At 58.6% G+C, this 16,413-nt stretch carries 15 protein-coding genes; 8 read left to right on the forward strand and 7 right to left on the reverse strand.

Translation table 11 applies throughout. From position 1 onward, the window contains the following. The first annotated feature begins 58 nt into the window (after nucleotides 1-58). Nucleotides 59-1,726: a hypothetical protein gene (locus ABLV64_RS06145; protein ID WP_087771356.1), complete on the forward strand. Its 1,668-nt coding sequence runs from the start codon at nucleotides 59-61 to the stop codon at nucleotides 1,724-1,726. Between the two features lie 5 nt (nucleotides 1,727-1,731). Here ABLV64_RS06145 and ABLV64_RS06150 read toward each other — a convergent pair whose 3' ends face one another. Then, nucleotides 1,732-2,829, reverse strand: a complete 1,098-nt coding sequence (locus tag ABLV64_RS06150; RefSeq protein ID WP_023318864.1) for a glycoside hydrolase family 88 protein — start codon at nucleotides 2,827-2,829, stop codon at nucleotides 1,732-1,734. Next, a complete protein-coding gene (locus ABLV64_RS06155; RefSeq protein WP_004201918.1) occupies nucleotides 2,804-4,252 on the reverse strand; it encodes an MFS transporter in 1,449 nt (482 codons plus the stop codon). The genes ABLV64_RS06150 and ABLV64_RS06155 overlap by 26 nt, the downstream gene beginning before the upstream one ends. Before the next feature lie 420 nt (nucleotides 4,253-4,672). Here ABLV64_RS06155 and ABLV64_RS06160 point away from each other — a divergent pair, with 420 nt between their 5' ends. Beyond that, nucleotides 4,673-6,013, forward strand: coding sequence for a glycosyl hydrolase family 28 protein (locus ABLV64_RS06160; protein ID WP_316937969.1), 1,341 nt, complete (start codon nucleotides 4,673-4,675; stop codon nucleotides 6,011-6,013). A 50-nt stretch (nucleotides 6,014-6,063) separates the two neighbouring features. Here the strand turns inward: ABLV64_RS06160 and purN are convergent, their stop codons facing one another. Both purN and purM read right to left on the reverse strand, forming a co-directional pair. Beyond that, nucleotides 6,064-6,705, reverse strand: coding sequence for a phosphoribosylglycinamide formyltransferase (purN, locus tag ABLV64_RS06165; protein WP_348843166.1), 642 nt, complete (start codon nucleotides 6,703-6,705; stop codon nucleotides 6,064-6,066). After that, on the reverse strand, nucleotides 6,702-7,739 hold the full coding sequence (purM, locus tag ABLV64_RS06170) for a phosphoribosylformylglycinamidine cyclo-ligase (protein ID WP_117131100.1): 1,038 nt from the start codon (nucleotides 7,737-7,739) through the stop codon (nucleotides 6,702-6,704). The genes purN and purM overlap by 4 nt, the downstream gene beginning before the upstream one ends. Before the next feature lie 263 nt (nucleotides 7,740-8,002). Between purM and bglK the strand changes: the two genes are divergently transcribed. The 5 genes from bglK (at nucleotide 8,003) to ABLV64_RS06195 (ending at nucleotide 13,363) form a co-directional block, all read left to right on the forward strand. Then, entirely contained in the window at nucleotides 8,003-8,896 is an 894-nt protein-coding gene (bglK, locus tag ABLV64_RS06175; RefSeq protein WP_017900443.1) for a beta-glucoside kinase BglK, read from the forward strand. Nucleotides 8,897-8,905: 9 nt separating this feature from the next. Then, entirely contained in the window at nucleotides 8,906-10,336 is a 1,431-nt protein-coding gene (locus ABLV64_RS06180) for a 6-phospho-beta-glucosidase (RefSeq protein ID WP_064794935.1), read from the forward strand. Nucleotides 10,337-10,563: 227 nt separating this feature from the next. Then, complete coding sequence (gene upp, locus ABLV64_RS06185) at nucleotides 10,564-11,190, forward strand: uracil phosphoribosyltransferase (RefSeq protein ID WP_004201927.1); 627 nt, start codon at nucleotides 10,564-10,566, stop codon at nucleotides 11,188-11,190. 86 nt (nucleotides 11,191-11,276) lie between these two features. Next, entirely contained in the window at nucleotides 11,277-12,563 is a 1,287-nt protein-coding gene (uraA, locus tag ABLV64_RS06190) for a uracil permease (protein WP_017900445.1), read from the forward strand. Nucleotides 12,564-12,661: 98 nt separating this feature from the next. Then, nucleotides 12,662-13,363, forward strand: a complete 702-nt coding sequence (locus ABLV64_RS06195; RefSeq protein WP_020947395.1) for a DnaA inactivator Hda — start codon at nucleotides 12,662-12,664, stop codon at nucleotides 13,361-13,363. Here ABLV64_RS06195 and ABLV64_RS06200 read toward each other — a convergent pair. The 3 genes from ABLV64_RS06200 to bepA form a co-directional block, all read right to left on the reverse strand. Further along, nucleotides 13,360-14,283 carry an Rpn family recombination-promoting nuclease/putative transposase gene (locus tag ABLV64_RS06200; RefSeq protein WP_023290620.1) on the reverse strand — a complete coding sequence of 308 codons (924 nt, stop codon included), beginning with the start codon at nucleotides 14,281-14,283 and terminating at the stop codon, nucleotides 13,360-13,362. The two genes, ABLV64_RS06195 and ABLV64_RS06200, sit on opposite strands and share 4 nt — an antisense overlap. A 126-nt stretch (nucleotides 14,284-14,409) precedes the next feature. Continuing rightward, nucleotides 14,410-14,769 (reverse strand): arsenate reductase (glutaredoxin), encoded by a 360-nt coding sequence (gene arsC, locus ABLV64_RS06205; protein ID WP_048297992.1) that lies wholly within the window; start codon nucleotides 14,767-14,769, stop codon nucleotides 14,410-14,412. Nucleotides 14,770-14,778: 9 nt separating this feature from the next. Then, on the reverse strand, nucleotides 14,779-16,242 hold the full coding sequence (bepA, locus tag ABLV64_RS06210) for a beta-barrel assembly-enhancing protease (RefSeq protein ID WP_004201932.1): 1,464 nt from the start codon (nucleotides 16,240-16,242) through the stop codon (nucleotides 14,779-14,781). Between the two features lie 51 nt (nucleotides 16,243-16,293). On the opposite strand from bepA, the gene ABLV64_RS06215 reads away from it, so the two are divergent. Continuing rightward, a complete protein-coding gene (locus tag ABLV64_RS06215) occupies nucleotides 16,294-16,410 on the forward strand; it encodes a hypothetical protein (RefSeq protein WP_032425793.1) in 117 nt (38 codons plus the stop codon). The last annotated feature ends 3 nt before the right edge of the window (nucleotides 16,411-16,413 follow it).

Consider the following 16,413-nt stretch of genomic DNA (forward strand, 5'->3'; position numbering starts at 1 on the left):
GCGGACGCGTTTGTTTGCTTACGTTATGTTCAATCATGAGTAAATGGGGGGCGAAACGATGTGGGAAACGCGGGCGCTGGAGCTCAATAATCAGGATATCTGGCACTGGCCGTCAGCTTGTCGCTTAATGGAATATGCCATAAAACATGGTTTTAATACCGTGGTGATCGGCCAGGCGGAGCTGTTCGGCAAGCTGGTATCGCCGCAGGGCTACACGCCGTTTGACTATAACGACCGGTTGTCGAGCCAGCAGCGAGCGCGCTGTATCTATCTCAACCGCCTGGCGCTGCGCTGTCGGGAACTGGGGCTGCGCTTTTATCTGCAGGCGAAAGAGCTCAGTTTCCCGACGGAGCTGTTGTTAGCGCATCCGGAACTGCTGGATAACCCGGGCGGTGTGCGTTTTGATGTGGATTTCTGGAGCCGTTGGTTGACCGACAAAGTCCGCGCCGTCTGCGAGGGCGTACCGGCGCTCAGCGGCTTGATTATCGCCCTTTCCAGCACTGACGGCTTGTTGCCGATCTCCCGCCCGCAGTGGGATAGGCAGCGTCGCGAGGCGGGGGAAGGGCGCCAGCCGGCGCAGAGCTTCGTGCTGTATCGCCGCTGTTTTGGCGCCTTGAGCCAGGCCGTCGCGGCGCAAAACAAACATCTGGTAATACGCGTCTTCCCGGCAAGCAACGACGATCTCAGTACCGTGCTGGACGCTATTGAACCGCTGCCGCCGACGGTATCGGTATCGATTAAACTGACCCCGGAACGCTTCTGGCCAGCCTTTCCCAATAACCCGGCGCTGCTGGCGGTGCAGACGCGGGATGTGTGGGTTGATATCGATCTGGCCGGGGAGGAAGTTGGTTGGGGAGTTATGCCGTTTCTGCGTATCGATGAACTGCAGGGGCGGCTGCTGTGGTGCCAAAGCCGGAATCCGCGTATCACCGGCGCTATCTGTAAAGCCAGCTGGGAAAGTATTGATAACCACTGGATCCCCGATACCTTAAGCGAATGCAACCTGTTCGCCTGCAGCCAGCTGCTGGGGGACGGGATGGCGAAAAACCAGCAGCAGTTGCTCGACCAGTGGCTGGCGCAGCGCTACGGCTGGTGTCCGCCTGACGACGTGGCGCAGCAGTTCCGGCAGCTTCTCGAGCAGGGAGCGCAAACGCTCTACCAGGCGATCTACGTGCGCGACCACGTCTTCCATCGCCACAGCCAGCTGCCGGAAAGCTACGGGCAGGCGGTGTGGAGCCTGTACGGTCAGCTGGCGCGTAGCCACTGGCTGCCGGGGTCGGCGCAGGATATTCATTTCACCCGCGACGACCCGCAGAAGTCGATGAGCAATCTGACGCAAATCGCGCAGGAAAAGGATGAGGTGGCCAGCGGCGCGCAGCGCCTGGGGGAAGAGGCGTTGGCGTTTGCCCACACGGCGGAGTTTCCTGCCGCGCTGGAGCGGCAGTGGCGTGAAGAGTGGCAGGGGCTGGCGCTCTATTGCCAGCTGTTTACCCATGCGCAAAAGGCCTTTTTTACGCTGCATTTCGCCCGCGAGGTGGAGAACAGCTGGAGCATGCGGGAGATCTGCCATATCAATGTGCAGGCGCTGTACCGTTGCGCGTCTGAGATGGAAACGCTCTGCCAGCAGATGAGCGACGCCTCGCCGGCGTTCTACGTCATGTTCGATCCCGGACGGGTGCGTAGCCTGGCGGATAGCCTGAGCACCGAACTGACGGCGCTCAGGTAACGCTTTTACAGCGTGCGATGCAGGGCTTCCACCAGGCACAGCATCGCCATCGCCTGGCCATAGGGCATGGCGGTGAGCGGGATGTGACGATAGTGATCAAGGTCGTGGCCCATCGCGGTGCCGAACGACACCTGCAACAGTTCACCCTGTGGTGAAATATGGTCGATAATTCCCTCGCACGCGCGCTCGGCCACCGGCAGATAATCCGCTTCCAGATAGCCGAGGCGTATCGCTTTGAAGATGCCGGCGGCAAACCCGGCGGTCGCCGAGGCTTCCAGATAGCTGTCGGGGTCGTTGAGCAGCGTTGGCCACAAACCGTTGTCACTCTGGCAGCGGGCAAGCGCGGCGACCTGTATCTGCAGGGTATTTTGCAATTGCCGGTAAACAGCATCATGCTCGTCGAGATCGAGCATCTCCAGCAGCTCCGGGATCGCCAGGGTTATCCAGCTGTTGCCTCGGGCCCACAGAGCGCCGGCGAAGTGGTGTCGGCCGGCGAAATGCCAGCCGTGATACCACAGGCCGCTCTGGCGGTCGCTGAGATAGTGCAGATGCTGTAAAAACTGGTAGATGGCCTCTTCCACCCAGCGCGGTTTATCAAACATTTTGCCCAGTATGGCCAGAGGCAATACCGCCATCATCAGCGTATCGTCCCAGATTTGTTGCTGATGCGCGCTCTCATAGGTGACATGCTGCAGACAGCCTTCATCGGTGCGTGGCATCTGGCGATAGATGGCTTCGCCCCAGCAGTCGAGGTAGGCGCGCCAGTCGCTGCGCGGCGCCTGCTGGTAGCGCAGCGCCAGCGTTAAGAACGGACAAGCCGTATTGATGTTTTTCTCCGGCGTTCCCTCGGCGAAGCGGGCGCTGAACCAGTCGTCAATCAGCTGACGGGCGCGGGGGGAACCGGTCAACTGCTGATAGCGAAACAGTCCGAACAGACCGATGCCGTGCGTCCATTCCCAGCCCTCCCAGCCTTTCGTATCAATGACCCGGCCATCGGCCAGCCGCTGCAGATACTGGCCGCTCTTATCGTTAATGGCGGTTAGGTTATCGATCAGCGCTTCAATACGCTGAAGGAGTTCAGGACGGTTGCTTTTCTGCGACATAATCACTCCCTTGCGGTAAGACGGCGTGTTGCCAGCGGGCATTGCGGTGCGGATGACCGGTTAGTAGTTCAATAGTTTCTCGCGTCTGCGGGCTGGCATCCTGCGGATGGCCGCCAGCGCGCAGGCGCTCCAGCTCGTTAATCAGAATTTGATGGCGCGGCTGGCTTAAGCGGAAACGAAATGCGCCATACATGGCCAGGATCGCCAGCAGGCCGGGGCCCACCAGGAAAACCCACCAGATGCCGTTAAGGGCGGCGGCGTTCTGCGCTTCAGCGCCCTTGGTGAAGCCAAACGCCTCCAGCGCCAGTCCGACGATAAACAGCGCCAGCGCCTGGGAGAACTTGCGCGTCAGCATCATCACGCCGGCGTAAATTCCCTCGCGGCGCACGCCGGTATAGGCCTCATCGACATCCGGCAGAAAGTTATAGACGTTCCACGGAATGAGATAGGTTCCCCCGCGGGCGACGCCCATTACCACCGCACCGCCGAGCAGCAGCCAGGAGAGATGGCTAAAGCCGGCGCTAAGCTGGCTGAACCACAGCAAAGCGCAGAGGATCAGCGCAATGGCCAGCTTATAGGCATTGCCGTTGCCAACGCGAATGCACAGCCAGGTGAAGAACGGGATGGCGAAGAACTGAAACAGCGTCATCAGGCTCATCGCCTGCGATGCCAGGGAGGTCCCGACGCGCAATACATAGGTCATGTAATGCATAAACAGCGAGCCGAAAATATCCAACGCCACCGCGCCGCCGACGTACATCATGATATGAATGCGGAAAGTGCGCAGATGAAACGTTGAAGCCATCTCCCGGTATAACGACCCCAGGGTTTTAAGCAACCCCTGGCGGGCCTGCGGTGGCGGAAGAGCGTCGCGCTCCCAGGTGCCGCGCCAGACAAAAATCCACGGCAGGGCGAAGAGCAGGGCGAAGACGATGCCGATATAGAGAAATGCCTGCGATTGGTCGGCGACGTGAGCCATGATTTGCCCGGGGATCAGCGCGGCGAGAAAGGCCGTCGCCTGCGCGAACAGCATCCTCGCGCCCGACATCTTAGAGCGCAGATCGTAGCGCGAGGTCATTTCTGCCGGCAGTGTATCGTAAGGCACCATCAGTAGCGTAAACACGGTGCTGAAAAGTAAATAAGTGCCGAGGTACCAGGCGTAACCGAAACCGCTCACCCACATCAGGGCGAAACAGAGCGACATCGGCGCGCCGAGAATAAAGAAAATCCGCCGGCGTCCCCAGCGGGTGCGGATGTTGTCAGTGATGTAGCCCATCACCGGATCGGTGATCCCATCCCAGATTTTGGCGATGGCGAAAATGGAGGCGGCGGCGGCGGGGGAGAGCCCGGCGACCTCAATATAGAAGTAGAGCAGCCACAGGCCGGTAATGGTCATCGCGCCGCTACCGAAAATATCACCCATCCCCCAGCAGAGGATATTGCGGGTTTTGACTTCTCGCGTTGGGGTTACTGTCCTCGTCATAAGCGTATCTCTTTGGTAAGGAAAGCGAGGTTGCACAGTAAAAGAGGGGGGGCGGGGGCGAAAATGCCGGATACGGGGATTTTGCGCCGTTCTGCGAGCAGCCTGCCAAATGGCGATGAAATGAAATAAATCCCGTGATATGGCTCACGGCTGACGCGATGGCCGCGGGCGGGAACTGTGCGGAGAGTACGCTTTTCGCGGTTGGCCGCGCAGGATTTGCGTTATCCATCACATTTTATCCCGGACGGACCTGGTGAATGTGAAATGCTGCGCAGATATTGCCCCGCGGGCAGTTTCTCCCCTACGCTGGTCGGGCAGGAGATGGTGTGATAGCTGCCTGTTTGATTTTCAGGATACGCTATGAATATTCATCTTTCTCAGCGCCATCCCCACGCGGATGGCGTCACTCCCGATACCGCTCTCTTTCAACAGGCGCTGGACGAGCTGGCGGAGGCCGGAGGAGGTACGCTGGTGGTCGATCACGGCAGGTACGCGCTCGGCGGCTTGCGGATAGGGTCAAATACCTGCCTGTGGCTGTCGCCGGGCGCCAAGCTGATCGTCAGCGAAAACGGCGATGATTTTACCCAAGCGGTCGCGCTGAGCCAGGCAGAGTGCTCCCACCGGGCCTTTCTTTATGCTCTCGATGCGCAAAATGTGAGTATCTGTGGCGGCGGTGAGATCTACGGTAGCGCCGACGGCTGGTTTTCCCGGGATGTCGATGCCATGGGGTACCGCCAGCCCGTCGAGCGGCGGCCGCGCATCATTTTGCTGGAGAACTGCCGCGGCGTGCGACTGGAAAATATTACCGTGCGCCATGCGCCGATGTGGACCATACATCTGGTCTCGTGTATCGGCGTGACGATTAACGGGATTACCGTGGATAACGATTTGACGATGGCCAATACCGACGCGCTGGATATCGACAGCTGCCAGCAGGTGCATATCGCCAACTGCTATTTCAGCGCCGCCGATGACGCTATCTGTCTGAAAACCACGGCCAAGCCTGCGCATATTCAGCGTCCGCTGCGTCAGGTTACGATCGTGAACTGTACGCTGCGGTCGAAAAGCTGCGCCTTAAAAGTCGGTACGGAAACCTGGCAGGATATTGAAGATGTGCTGGTCAGCAACTGCACCATCTTTGATTCCAATCGCGGGATCGGCTTGCTATCCCGCGACGGCGGCCAGCTGCGGCGGATGATCTTCAGCAACATAGCGTTTGCTTGCGTGAGCGCGCCAGCCTGTCACTGGGGGGAGGCGGATCCGGTTTTTCTTTCCGCACGCCATCGCGATCCGGCTATCGCCCCCGGCGCCATCACTCGGATCCAGTTTCGCGGTCTGGTCGGGGAGTGTGAAGGGGCGATTAATTTGCATAGTGAACCAGCGGGCCTGATCCAGCGCATTCTTTTTGACGGCATCCAGCTCCACCAGAAGCTTAATCCACAGGCGGAGCAGGGGCTTTATGATGTGCGTCCGCCGTGTAACCCGCAGTCGCCAACCGGCATGGGCATGGATAATGCCTGGTGTCTGAATCCGTACAGCGGCCGTGCCTGGGGGGTTGAGCCTTACCCGGGAGGGCTGCCGGTGATGTATGCCAACGGCGTGACTGACCTGACGCTACGTGAGTTTGATTACCAGCGGCCGACGCCATTGCCTGCGGGGTGGAACCACAACGCACTTTGCCTGGAAAACACAGATAAATAACCGGGGAGAAGTGAGAAAGTAGCCCCGGCAATGACCGGGGCGAGACGTGCTTATTCTTCAGCGGCATAGCCCTGGGGGGGAAGCTGTCGTTCATCCAGCCAGGCGTGGTTGCCCACCATGCGCAGACGCCCCTCGACGAACCAGCTTATCACCAGCGGATAAATGGCATGTTCCTGGGCCTGTACCCGCGCCGTAACCTCTTCCTCGCTGTCGCCAGCAAAGACCGGCACTTTGGCCTGCAGGATAACCGGACCGCCATCCAGCTCATCGGTGACGAAGTGCACCGAGGTCCCATGCTCCTCGTCACCGTTTTCCAGCACCTGGCGATGGGTATGCAGGCCAGGATACTTCGGCAGTAACGAAGGGTGGATGTTCAGCAGTCGTCCCTGATAGTGGCTGACAAAGGCCGGGCTAAGGATACGCATATAGCCCGCCAGCACCACCAGATCCGGGGCGTAGGCGTCAATTTCATGCATCAGCTGACGATCGAACGCTTCCCGGTCGGCAAACTGACTTTGCGCCAGCGCGTGGGCCGGGATCCCGGCCGCGCGCGCGCGCTCAAGGCCGAACGCATCGGCCTTGTTACTGAATACCGCACGCAGGGTGCCGTTTATCTGTTTCCGGCCACAGGCGTCGATGATCGCCTGCAAATTACTGCCGCTACCGGAAATCAGCACCACAATGTTTTTCATGCAATGACCACACGCTGTTCGGAATCGGAGGTTTTGATATACCCGATTTTCCACGCGTTTTCACCTTTCTCGTTCAGCAGGGCAATGGCCTTGTCTGCTTCTGCTGCCGGCAGGGCGATAACCATCCCCACGCCGCAGTTAAAGGTACGGTACATCTCATGCTGGCTGACGTTACCGGCGGTTTGCAGCCAGTTGAAAACGGACGGCCACTGCCAGGAAGACTCATCAATCACCGCCTGGGTGTTGTCCGGCAGTACGCGCGGGATGTTTTCCCAGAAGCCGCCGCCGGTCAGATGGGCGATGGCGTGGACGTCAACGCTGGCAATAAGGTCGAGAACCGATTTCACATAGATGCGGGTCGGCGCCAGCAAATGGTCGGCCAGCGGTTTGCCGTCAAGGTCGGTGGTCTGTGGGTCAACGCCGCTAACTTCAATAATCTTACGCACCAGCGAATAGCCGTTAGAGTGCGGGCCGCTGGAGGCCAGCGCCACCAGCACATCGCCGTCAGCGACTTTGCTGCCGTCGATGATTTCTGATTTTTCCACCACCCCGACGCAAAAACCCGCCACGTCGTAATCTTCGCCGTGGTACATCCCCGGCATCTCTGCGGTCTCACCGCCCACCAGCGCGCAACCGGACTGCAGGCAGCCTTCGGCGATACCGTTGATGACGCTGGCTGCGGTATCGACGTCCAGTTTACCGGTGGCGTAGTAATCAAGGAAAAACAGCGGTTCAGCGCCCTGAACCACCAGGTCGTTCACGCACATGGCGACCAGGTCGATGCCGATGGTGTCGTGACGCTTCAGATCCATTGCCAGACGCAGCTTGGTACCGACGCCGTCGGTGCCGGAGACCAGTACCGGCTCGCGGTATTTCTGCGGCAGTGCGCACAGCGCGCCGAATCCGCCCAGTCCACCCATCACTTCCGGGCGACGGGTTTTCTTCACCACGCCCTTAATACGGTCGACGAGAGCGTTGCCTGCATCAATATCCACGCCGGCATCTTTATAGCTGAGAGAGGTTTTGTCGGTCACTGCGAAGTCTCCACGCGTTTGCGGTAAGCAAGAAAAATCGGCGCAATTCTAACAGGGAAAGCAAACGTTTGCGAGCCTGCTTTACAGTCGGCTTAAAACCGTTGGCGGATGGTCAAATTTGATACTGCTCACGAAAATGAAACCGGGTACAGCCTTGTGCTTGCCTCAGTGTCAGGTAATCCCCATCATATTACTGAAACCGGTTTCTGTGATTGATCGCCGTATGGATTACCGGTGATTTATGTTCGACAGGGGAGGGATGAATGAAGATTGCGGCATTTGATATCGGTGGCACCGCGTTAAAGATGGGCGTCATGACCCGCGACGGAAGGCTGCTGGAAACCGCGAAGCAGTCAATCAATGACAGCGATGGCGATCATATCTTACAGACCATGCTGTCGTGGCTGGCGGCCCACCCGTCATGCGAAGGCATTGCCATCAGCGCGCCGGGCTATGTCGATCCGCACAGCGGATTTATCACCATGGGCGGCGCTATTCGTCGATTTGATAACTTCGCCATGAAATCATGGCTCGAGACGCGAACCGGGCTGCCGGTCTCGGTGGAAAACGACGCCAACTGCGTGCTGCTGGCCGAGCGCTGGCAGGGTAAAGCGGCGGAGATGGCCAATTTTCTGGTGCTCACTATCGGCACTGGCATCGGTGGAGCGATTTTTTGCCAACATCAGCTGATCCACGGGGCGCGTTTTCGCGCCGGCGAGTTCGGCTATATGCTTACCGATCGTCCCGGCGGACGCGATCCCCGTCGCTACTCGATGAATGAAAACTGCACCCTGCGGGTGCTGCGCTATCGCTATGCAGAACATATTGGCGCGCCGCTGGATAGCGTCACTGGCGAAATGATTTTTGACCGCTATGACGCCGGCGACCCGGTTTGCCAGCGTCTGGTCGCCGAGTTCTTCAATGGCCTGGGCCATGGCCTTTATAACCTCGTCAATATCTTCGATCCGCAGACCATTTTTATCGGCGGCGGCGTTGTGGAACGTCCTGGATTTCTGACGCTGCTGCGCCAGCATCTGGCCTGGTTCGGCATTGCCGACTATCTCGATACCGTCAGTCACGGCAACGATGCCGGCCTGATTGGCGCGGTTTACCATTTCAATCAGCACTATCGTTCGCCTGGCGACGATCGACCTTAGGGAGAGACTATGTCCGGATTTAAAGAAGGTTTTCTGTGGGGCGGCGCGGTGGCGGCGCATCAGTTAGAGGGCGGCTGGCAGGAGGGGGGCAAGGGGGTCAGCGTGGCGGATGTGATGACCGCCGGCGCCCACGGCGTGCCGCGGGAAATCACCGACGGCGTGGTGGCGGGAAAAAACTACCCGAACCATGAGGCGATCGATTTTTATCATCGCTACCCGCAGGACCTGGCGCTGTTTGCCGAAATGGGCTTCAAATGTTTCCGCACCTCGATTGCCTGGACGCGTATTTTCCCGCAGGGCGATGAACAGGAGCCGAACGAGGCTGGCCTGCAGTTTTATGACGATCTGTTCGACGAATGTCTGAAACACGGTATTGAACCGGTCATTACGCTGTCGCATTTTGAAATGCCCTATCACCTGGTCACCGAGTACGGCGGCTGGCGTAACCGCAAGCTGATCGACTTTTTCGTGCGCTTCGCCAGGGTCGTCTTCACCCGCTATCAGCATAAAGTGAAGTACTGGATGACCTTCAACGAGATCAACAACCAGGCTAACTACCATGAGGACTTCGCCCCTTTCACCAACTCCGGTCTGAAGTATTTGCCGGGTGAAGATCGGGAACCGGTAATGTACCAGGCCGCACATTATGAGCTGGTGGCCAGCGCCCTGGCGGTGAAAGCGGCGCGCGAGATCAACCCTGCTCTGCAGATAGGCTGCATGATCGCCATGTGCCCTATCTATCCGCTGACCTGCGCGCCGGACGATATGATGATGGCGATGAACGCCATGCACCGTCGGTACTGGTTCACCGATGTCCACGTGCGCGGCCGCTATCCGCAGCATCTGCTCAACTATTTTGCCCGCCGCGGCTTTAGCCTGGACATCACCGAAGCCGATTGTCAGGCGTTAACAGAAGGCTGTGTCGACTACATCGGCTTTAGCTACTATATGTCCTTCGCCACCAAAGCCACCGAAGACAACCCCTTGCTCGATTATGATGAAACCACCAGCCTGGTCTCCAACCCGTACGTGAAAAAGTCGGACTGGGGCTGGCAGATTGACCCGGTCGGCCTGCGCTATTCGCTGAACTGGTTCTGGGATCACTATCAGCTACCGCTGTTTATTGTCGAAAACGGTTTTGGCGCGATCGATGTTCGTGAAGCGGACGGCAGCGTGGATGACCAGTACCGTATCGATTATCTCTCCGCGCATATAGCGGAGATGAAAAAGGCGGTGGTCGAGGATGGCGTCGATCTGATGGGTTATACCCCGTGGGGCTGTATCGATCTGGTTTCCGCCGGAACGGGGGAGATGAAAAAACGCTACGGCTTTATCTACGTGGATAAAGATAATGAAGGCAACGGCACGTTGGAGCGCAGTAAGAAGAAGTCGTTCGACTGGTATAAGAAGGTGATTGCCAGCAACGGGGAGCAGCTATAATTCCCCCGTGGCGCTGCGCTTATCGGGCCGGCGGGGTTTGCGGTCCGGGTAAGCGTTAGCGCCGCCCGGCAGAACCCCGCGCTAAAACCGGAGCCTCGCCTCCGGTTTTTTTGTCTCTAAATCACTTTGCTTGATATACGTCAAGCAAGATGGGTATGGCCTAATCCGAAAAAAGCGGTATAATCCCGCGATTTTTTTTTGTGGCTGCCCCTCAGAGGAGAAAGAGAATGAAGATTGTGGAAGTCAAACACCCACTCGTCAAACACAAGCTGGGCCTGATGCGCGAGCACGACATCAGCACCAAACGCTTCCGTGAACTCGCCTCTGAAGTGGGCAGCTTACTGACTTATGAAGCCACTGCCGATCTGGCGACCGAGAAAGTGACCATCGAAGGCTGGAACGGCCCGGTGGAAGTTGAGCAGATCAAGGGCAAGAAAATTACCGTCGTGCCAATCCTGCGCGCAGGCCTCGGCATGATGGAAGGGGTACTTGAGCACGTGCCGAGCGCGCGTATCAGCGTGGTGGGTATTTATCGCAATGAAGAGACCCTCGAGCCGGTACCTTACTTCCAGAAGCTGGTGTCCAACATCGATGAGCGTATGGCGCTGGTGGTTGACCCGATGCTGGCCACCGGTGGGTCGATGATCGCCACTATCGATCTGCTGAAAAACGCCGGCTGCACCAGCATCAAGGTGCTGGTACTGGTGGCGGCGCCGGAAGGAATTGCCGCGCTGGAGAAAGCGCACCCGGACGTTGAGCTGTACACCGCCTCTGTCGATAAGGGACTGAACGAGCACGGGTACATCATTCCCGGTCTCGGCGATGCCGGCGACAAGATCTTTGGTACGAAATAATCGCATAACGATAAATAAGCCGACTTTGAGAGTCGGCTTTTTTTTGAATAAAACACACATAACTAACCATCTCAGAGGAAAACACTATGACGCGCCGTGCTATCGGGGTGAGTGAAAGACCGCCGCTTTTACAGACTATCCCGCTTAGTTTGCAGCACCTGTTTGCCATGTTTGGCGCAACGGTGCTGGTGCCAATCCTGTTCCACATCAACCCAGCCACCGTGCTGCTGTTCAACGGTATTGGTACGCTGCTGTACCTCTTTATCTGTAAAGGCAAAATCCCGGCGTATCTGGGATCGAGTTTCGCCTTTATCTCTCCGGTGCTGCTCCTGCTGCCGCTGGGCTATGAAGTGGCGCTGGGCGGTTTCATTATGTGCGGCGTGCTGTTCTGCCTCGTCTCCTTTATTGTCAAAAAAGCCGGTACCGGCTGGCTGGATGTGATGTTCCCCCCGGCGGCGATGGGGGCCATCGTGGCGGTTATCGGTCTGGAGCTGGCGGGCGTGGCGGCCAACATGGCCGGGCTGCTGCCGGCCGACGGCCAGTCGCCGGACAGTAAAACCATTATTATCTCGATGGTGACCCTGGCGGTGACGGTGTTTGGTTCGGTCCTGTTCCGCGGCTTCCTGGCGATTATCCCGATCCTGATTGGCGTTCTGGTGGGCTATGCGCTGTCGTTTGTGATGGGCGTGGTCGATACCACCCCGATCGCCGAAGCGCACTGGTTCGCGCTGCCAACCTTCTACACGCCGCGTTTTGAATGGTTCGCCATCTTCACCATTCTGCCCGCTGCGCTGGTGGTGATTGCCGAGCACGTCGGTCACCTGGTGGTGACGGCTAATATCGTCAAACGCGATCTGATCCGCGACCCGGGCCTGCATCGTTCGATGTTTGCCAATGGCCTGTCGACGATCGTTTCCGGCTTCTTCGGCTCGACGCCTAACACCACCTACGGGGAAAATATCGGCGTGATGGCGATTACCCGCGTCTACAGTACCTGGGTTATCGGCGGCGCGGCGATCATTGCGATTCTGCTCTCCTGCGTCGGCAAACTGGCGGCGGCGATCCAGATCATCCCGGTGCCGGTGATGGGCGGCGTGTCGCTGCTGCTGTACGGGGTAATCGGCGCCTCAGGGATCCGCGTACTGATTGAATCGAAGGTGGATTACAGCAAGGCGCAGAATCTGATTCTCACCTCCGTGATCCTGATCATCGGCGTCAGCGGTGCCAAAGTGCACATCGGCGCCGCTGAGCTGAAAGGGATGGCGCTGGCCACCATCGTCGGTATCGCGCTCAGCCTGATTTTCAAGCTTATCAGCGTCCTGCGTCCGGAAGAGGTGGTTCTCGACGCCGCGGATAGCGAAGAGGTTAAATAACGATCGTCTGGCCGGGCGGCGATCCCGCCCGGTTCTCTCCTGACCTAAATCTGTGATAAACTCTTCGGGTTTTTCTGTAAGCCTATGTTGAGGTCCATCTGAACGCACCGGCACAGCTCTCTTTGCCACTGTATCTTCCTGACGACGAAACCTTCGCGAGTTTCTGGCCGGGTGATAATCCTTCCCTACTTGCTGCCCTCCAGAACGTACTGCGCCAGGAACACAGCGGGTATATTTATATCTGGTCACGTGAAGGGGCGGGTCGCAGCCACCTGTTACACGCCGCCTGCGCCGAGCTTTCCCAGCGCGGGGATGCCGTGGGCTACGTGCCGCTGGATAAACGCACCTGGTTTGTGCCGGAGGTGCTGGAGGGGATGGAACAGCTGGCGCTGGTCTGCATCGATAACATCGAGTGCGTCGCCGGGGATGAGCCCTGGGAAATGGCCATCTTTAATCTCTACAACCGGATCCTGGAATCAGGTAAAACCCGTCTGCTGATCACCGGGGATCGGCCGCCGCGGCAACTGAATCTTGGTCTGCCGGATCTCGCCTCGCGGCTTGACTGGGGGCAGATCTATAAGCTGCAGCCGCTGTCGGATGAAGACAAGCTGCAGGCCCTGCAGCTGCGCGCCAGACTGCGCGGCTTCGAGATGCCGGAGGACGTTTGCCGCTTCCTGCTGAAGCGGCTGGATCGCGAAATGCGCTCGCTGTTTATGACCCTCGATCAGCTGGATCATGCCTCGATTACCGCTCAGCGCAAGCTGACGATCCCCTTCGTGAAAGAGATCCTTAAACTCTAGTCCGCCTGCGGAGTCAGTTCCTCCTCCGTCAGCCCGGTCAACCGGGCGACCAGATCGCGCGCCAGGCCACTGTGTAGCATAGCGGCGGCGATACGCTGCGCCTCTTCCTTCCGGCCTTCCTGACGGCCCTGCGCCAGGCCCTGCGCCAGGCCCCGCTCCAGGCCCTGTTGTTCCAGATATTCCGCAATTGTCATCAACGTCTCCTTGTGCTGCGGCGTACGTAACGCCAGCTCGCGAATGAACTTGATCGGCTCTCGCGCGTTGCCTGCCTGCACCAGATAGTGCATCAGGGCTTGTACCTGCGATTCCGTCGCCAGACCAGTCAATAATAATTCGCTCAGCTTGTCGAGGAGCTGCGCCAGATCGCGTTGTCGAATATGTTTTTGCAGTAACTCCAGCGTCGCCATGCGCTGATGGGTGGCAATGTCGTCATCCGGAATGACGGTAATGTCCGCCAGCGGAAACGCCCCGTGATAAAGGTGGCCGGCCAGCTCCGGAGCGACGAATTCATCGAGCCAGCGCAGCGAGAACGGGTAGGGGCTCACCAGACCGTGGTAGAAGAGAACAGGGATCACCAGCGGCAGCCGATCGTGGCCGGCATCAAGGTGGCGCTGCATGGCGGCGATGGCGTAGCGCATCAGACGAAAGGCCATATGCCGATCGGGCGTGCTCTGGTGTTCGATAAGCGCATAAATATAGCCGTCTCCCGCCGTGGTTTTCAGGGAATACAGAATGTCGGCGTAAAAGGGACGCAGATCGTCTTCGACAAAATGCCCGGACTCGAGATGCAGCGTACGCAGATCGCACACCTTAAGCAGCGTCTCGGGCAGGTATAGCCGCAGAAAATCGCGGGCGGTATCAGGATGGGAGAGATAGGTCTTAAATACGGCATCGTGAGGCGTTGAGGTTGGTTTTTTCATGTTCATCCGTCCAGTGGATTGAGCGTTAGATGAACAGTAGCACTGCAAGACGGGCGGGAGGGATTGGCGTGGAAGATCTGGAATCGGCTACGTAAAAAAGCGCCGCGATAGCGCGGCGCGGGTGGGTTAGCTCACGATCTCGAGGACCTGCTCCGGCGGTCGGCCAATACGCGCCTGGCCGCGGCTAACGACAATGGGGCGTTCGATGAGCTTAGGGTTGTCGACCATCGCCTGTATCAGCGCCGCGTCGCTGAGCGCCGGGTCGGCAAGATTAAGCGATTTATACAGATCCTCTTTCTGGCGCATGAGCTCGCGGGGGCTCTCCATACCCAGCAGCTGCAGCAGTTGACGCAGCGTCCCGGCATCCGGTGGCGTCTCAAGATAAAGCACCACCTCAGGATCGATGCCGTGGCTCTTCAACAGGCTCAGCGTTTCGCGACTCTTCGAGCAGCGTGGGTTATGGTAAATTTTTACCGCGTCGGTCATGGGGTCTCCTTACATTTTTTGGTAGGGGCGGAAGCGGGCCTGTAGCTCACGTAGCTGGTCGATGCGGGCATCGTAGCGGGCCTGCTGCAGACTACCGAGTTTCACTTGCGAGCTGGCGCTGCTGAGCAGGGAAATCGCCTGTTCCAGCTGGCCGACCAGCGCCATGCTTTCTGCCCGCGCCGCCAGCTCCTGGTCGCGATTGCCCAAGGCGCCTTCCGCCTGAGCCAGCAGGTCCCAGCCGTTGCCATCCTCTTTATAGGTAAAGGTATAACGATTCAGGATGGTCGCCGCTTCCCCGGGCTGGCCGCCCTGCAGCAGGGCGTTGGCCAGGTTCAACTGCAGCACCGGATTGGTGCGCAGCTCGCGGGCGTTTTTAAGGCGGTTGATGGCGTCGCCGGTTTTCTTCTGCCCGAGGTCGATATCGGTAGCCAGATCGAGATACCAGGGATTTTGCGGATCGGCGCTGAGCAGCGGCTGCAGCGTTTTGCGCGCCTGGTCAAAGTTGTTGCTTTCCATCGCCAGCAGGGCGCGGCCATACTGCGCGGCATGCTGCTGGCGGATATTGCCTTTATCCCAGGCGTTGAGCAGATCGGTGCCCAGCTTATTGTCGCCGTTGGTGTACATTCCGAGGGTACGCGCCTTCGCCAGATAGAAGTCCGCTGAGGACTGTACGACAACCGGGCGCATCTGGTTGGCGCGGTTACGAGCATCGGCAAGCCGGCTTTCCGGCAGAGGGTGGGTGAGCAGCATTTCCGGCGGCCGCGTCGAGTAGCGCGACTCATCAAGCAGTTTACCCATAAACATCGGCATGGCCTGCGGGTCGAATCCCGAGCGTTGCAGAACCTGAATACCAATCCGGTCGGCCTCTTCTTCGTTCTGGCGGGTGAAGCTGATCATGCCCTGTTGGGTACCGGCCAGCGTCCCGGTCAGCGCCGCCATCCCGGCCTGCGGGCTGGCCATCGCCAGCAGAATTGAACCCAGCGCGCCGACCCAGGTCAGCGGCGCATTGCGCTTCTGATCTTCCATTGCGCGGGCAAGATGCCGCTGCGTAACGTGGGAAATTTCGTGCGCCATGACAGAGGCCAGTTCGCTCTCATTATCGGAATAGCGGAACAGGGCCGAGTGGAGGACCACATTGCCGCCGAAGAAGGCGAAGGCGTTGATTTGGTCGTTATTAATCAAATAGAAGTGGAACGGGGTGCGCACCGAATTCGCATGCGAGACCAGACGCATGCCCAGCCCGTTGATGTATTGCACCAGCAGAGGGTCGTTGATCAGCGGCGCGCTGCCGCGCAGCTGGCGGACGTAGTAATCCCCCATCTGCATTTCCTGACCAATCGACAGCGTGCTTCCTGCGGAGGTCCCCATGTCCGGCAGGGTATCTGCGGAGTCAGCAAAAGCAGGGCCTAACGAACCCAGCGTCAGCGACGCGATCACGGTCGCCACCAGCGTTTTCTTCAACTGCCTGAACATAACCTCTGTCCTGTAATGTGGGTGTGCCAGTTTGACCGATTGTGCGACGCAATGTTCCCTGGCCGCATCCCAGCGAGTTTAGCTGGCGTTAGACACATTGAAAATAGGTTCTTCACGGCGGAGACGGGTTTGTCTGCTGCGCATCAAAAAGCGAAGTCTTTTTTGTGACAT

It is taken from the genome of Klebsiella sp. JB_Kp031 (assembly GCF_040064295.1).
GTDB classification, from domain to species: domain Bacteria; phylum Pseudomonadota; class Gammaproteobacteria; order Enterobacterales; family Enterobacteriaceae; genus Klebsiella; species Klebsiella quasipneumoniae.

What these genes read in the sequence shown, in the direction of transcription:
- ABLV64_RS06155 (WP_004201918.1), bottom strand. Translation starts at nt 4,252, where the DNA reads ATGGGTGATATTTTCGGTAGCGGCGCGATGACCATTACCGGCCTGTGG.
- ABLV64_RS06200 (WP_023290620.1), bottom strand. Translation starts at nt 14,283, where the DNA reads ATGAAAAAACCAACCTCAACGCCTCACGATGCCGTATTTAAGACCTAT.
- ABLV64_RS06160 (WP_316937969.1), top strand. Translation starts at nt 4,673, where the DNA reads ATGAATATTCATCTTTCTCAGCGCCATCCCCACGCGGATGGCGTCACT.
- ABLV64_RS06150 (WP_023318864.1), bottom strand. Translation starts at nt 2,829, where the DNA reads ATGTCGCAGAAAAGCAACCGTCCTGAACTCCTTCAGCGTATTGAAGCG.
- ABLV64_RS06180 (WP_064794935.1), top strand. Translation starts at nt 8,906, where the DNA reads ATGTCCGGATTTAAAGAAGGTTTTCTGTGGGGCGGCGCGGTGGCGGCG.
- bepA (WP_004201932.1), bottom strand. Translation starts at nt 16,242, where the DNA reads ATGTTCAGGCAGTTGAAGAAAACGCTGGTGGCGACCGTGATCGCGTCG.
- purN (WP_348843166.1), bottom strand. Translation starts at nt 6,705, where the DNA reads ATGAAAAACATTGTGGTGCTGATTTCCGGTAGCGGCAGTAATTTGCAG.
- ABLV64_RS06215 (WP_032425793.1), top strand. Translation starts at nt 16,294, where the DNA reads ATGTTCCCTGGCCGCATCCCAGCGAGTTTAGCTGGCGTTAGACACATT.
- uraA (WP_017900445.1), top strand. Translation starts at nt 11,277, where the DNA reads ATGACGCGCCGTGCTATCGGGGTGAGTGAAAGACCGCCGCTTTTACAG.
- arsC (WP_048297992.1), bottom strand. Translation starts at nt 14,769, where the DNA reads ATGACCGACGCGGTAAAAATTTACCATAACCCACGCTGCTCGAAGAGT.
- ABLV64_RS06145 (WP_087771356.1), top strand. Translation starts at nt 59, where the DNA reads ATGTGGGAAACGCGGGCGCTGGAGCTCAATAATCAGGATATCTGGCAC.
- bglK (WP_017900443.1), top strand. Translation starts at nt 8,003, where the DNA reads ATGAAGATTGCGGCATTTGATATCGGTGGCACCGCGTTAAAGATGGGC.
- upp (WP_004201927.1), top strand. Translation starts at nt 10,564, where the DNA reads ATGAAGATTGTGGAAGTCAAACACCCACTCGTCAAACACAAGCTGGGC.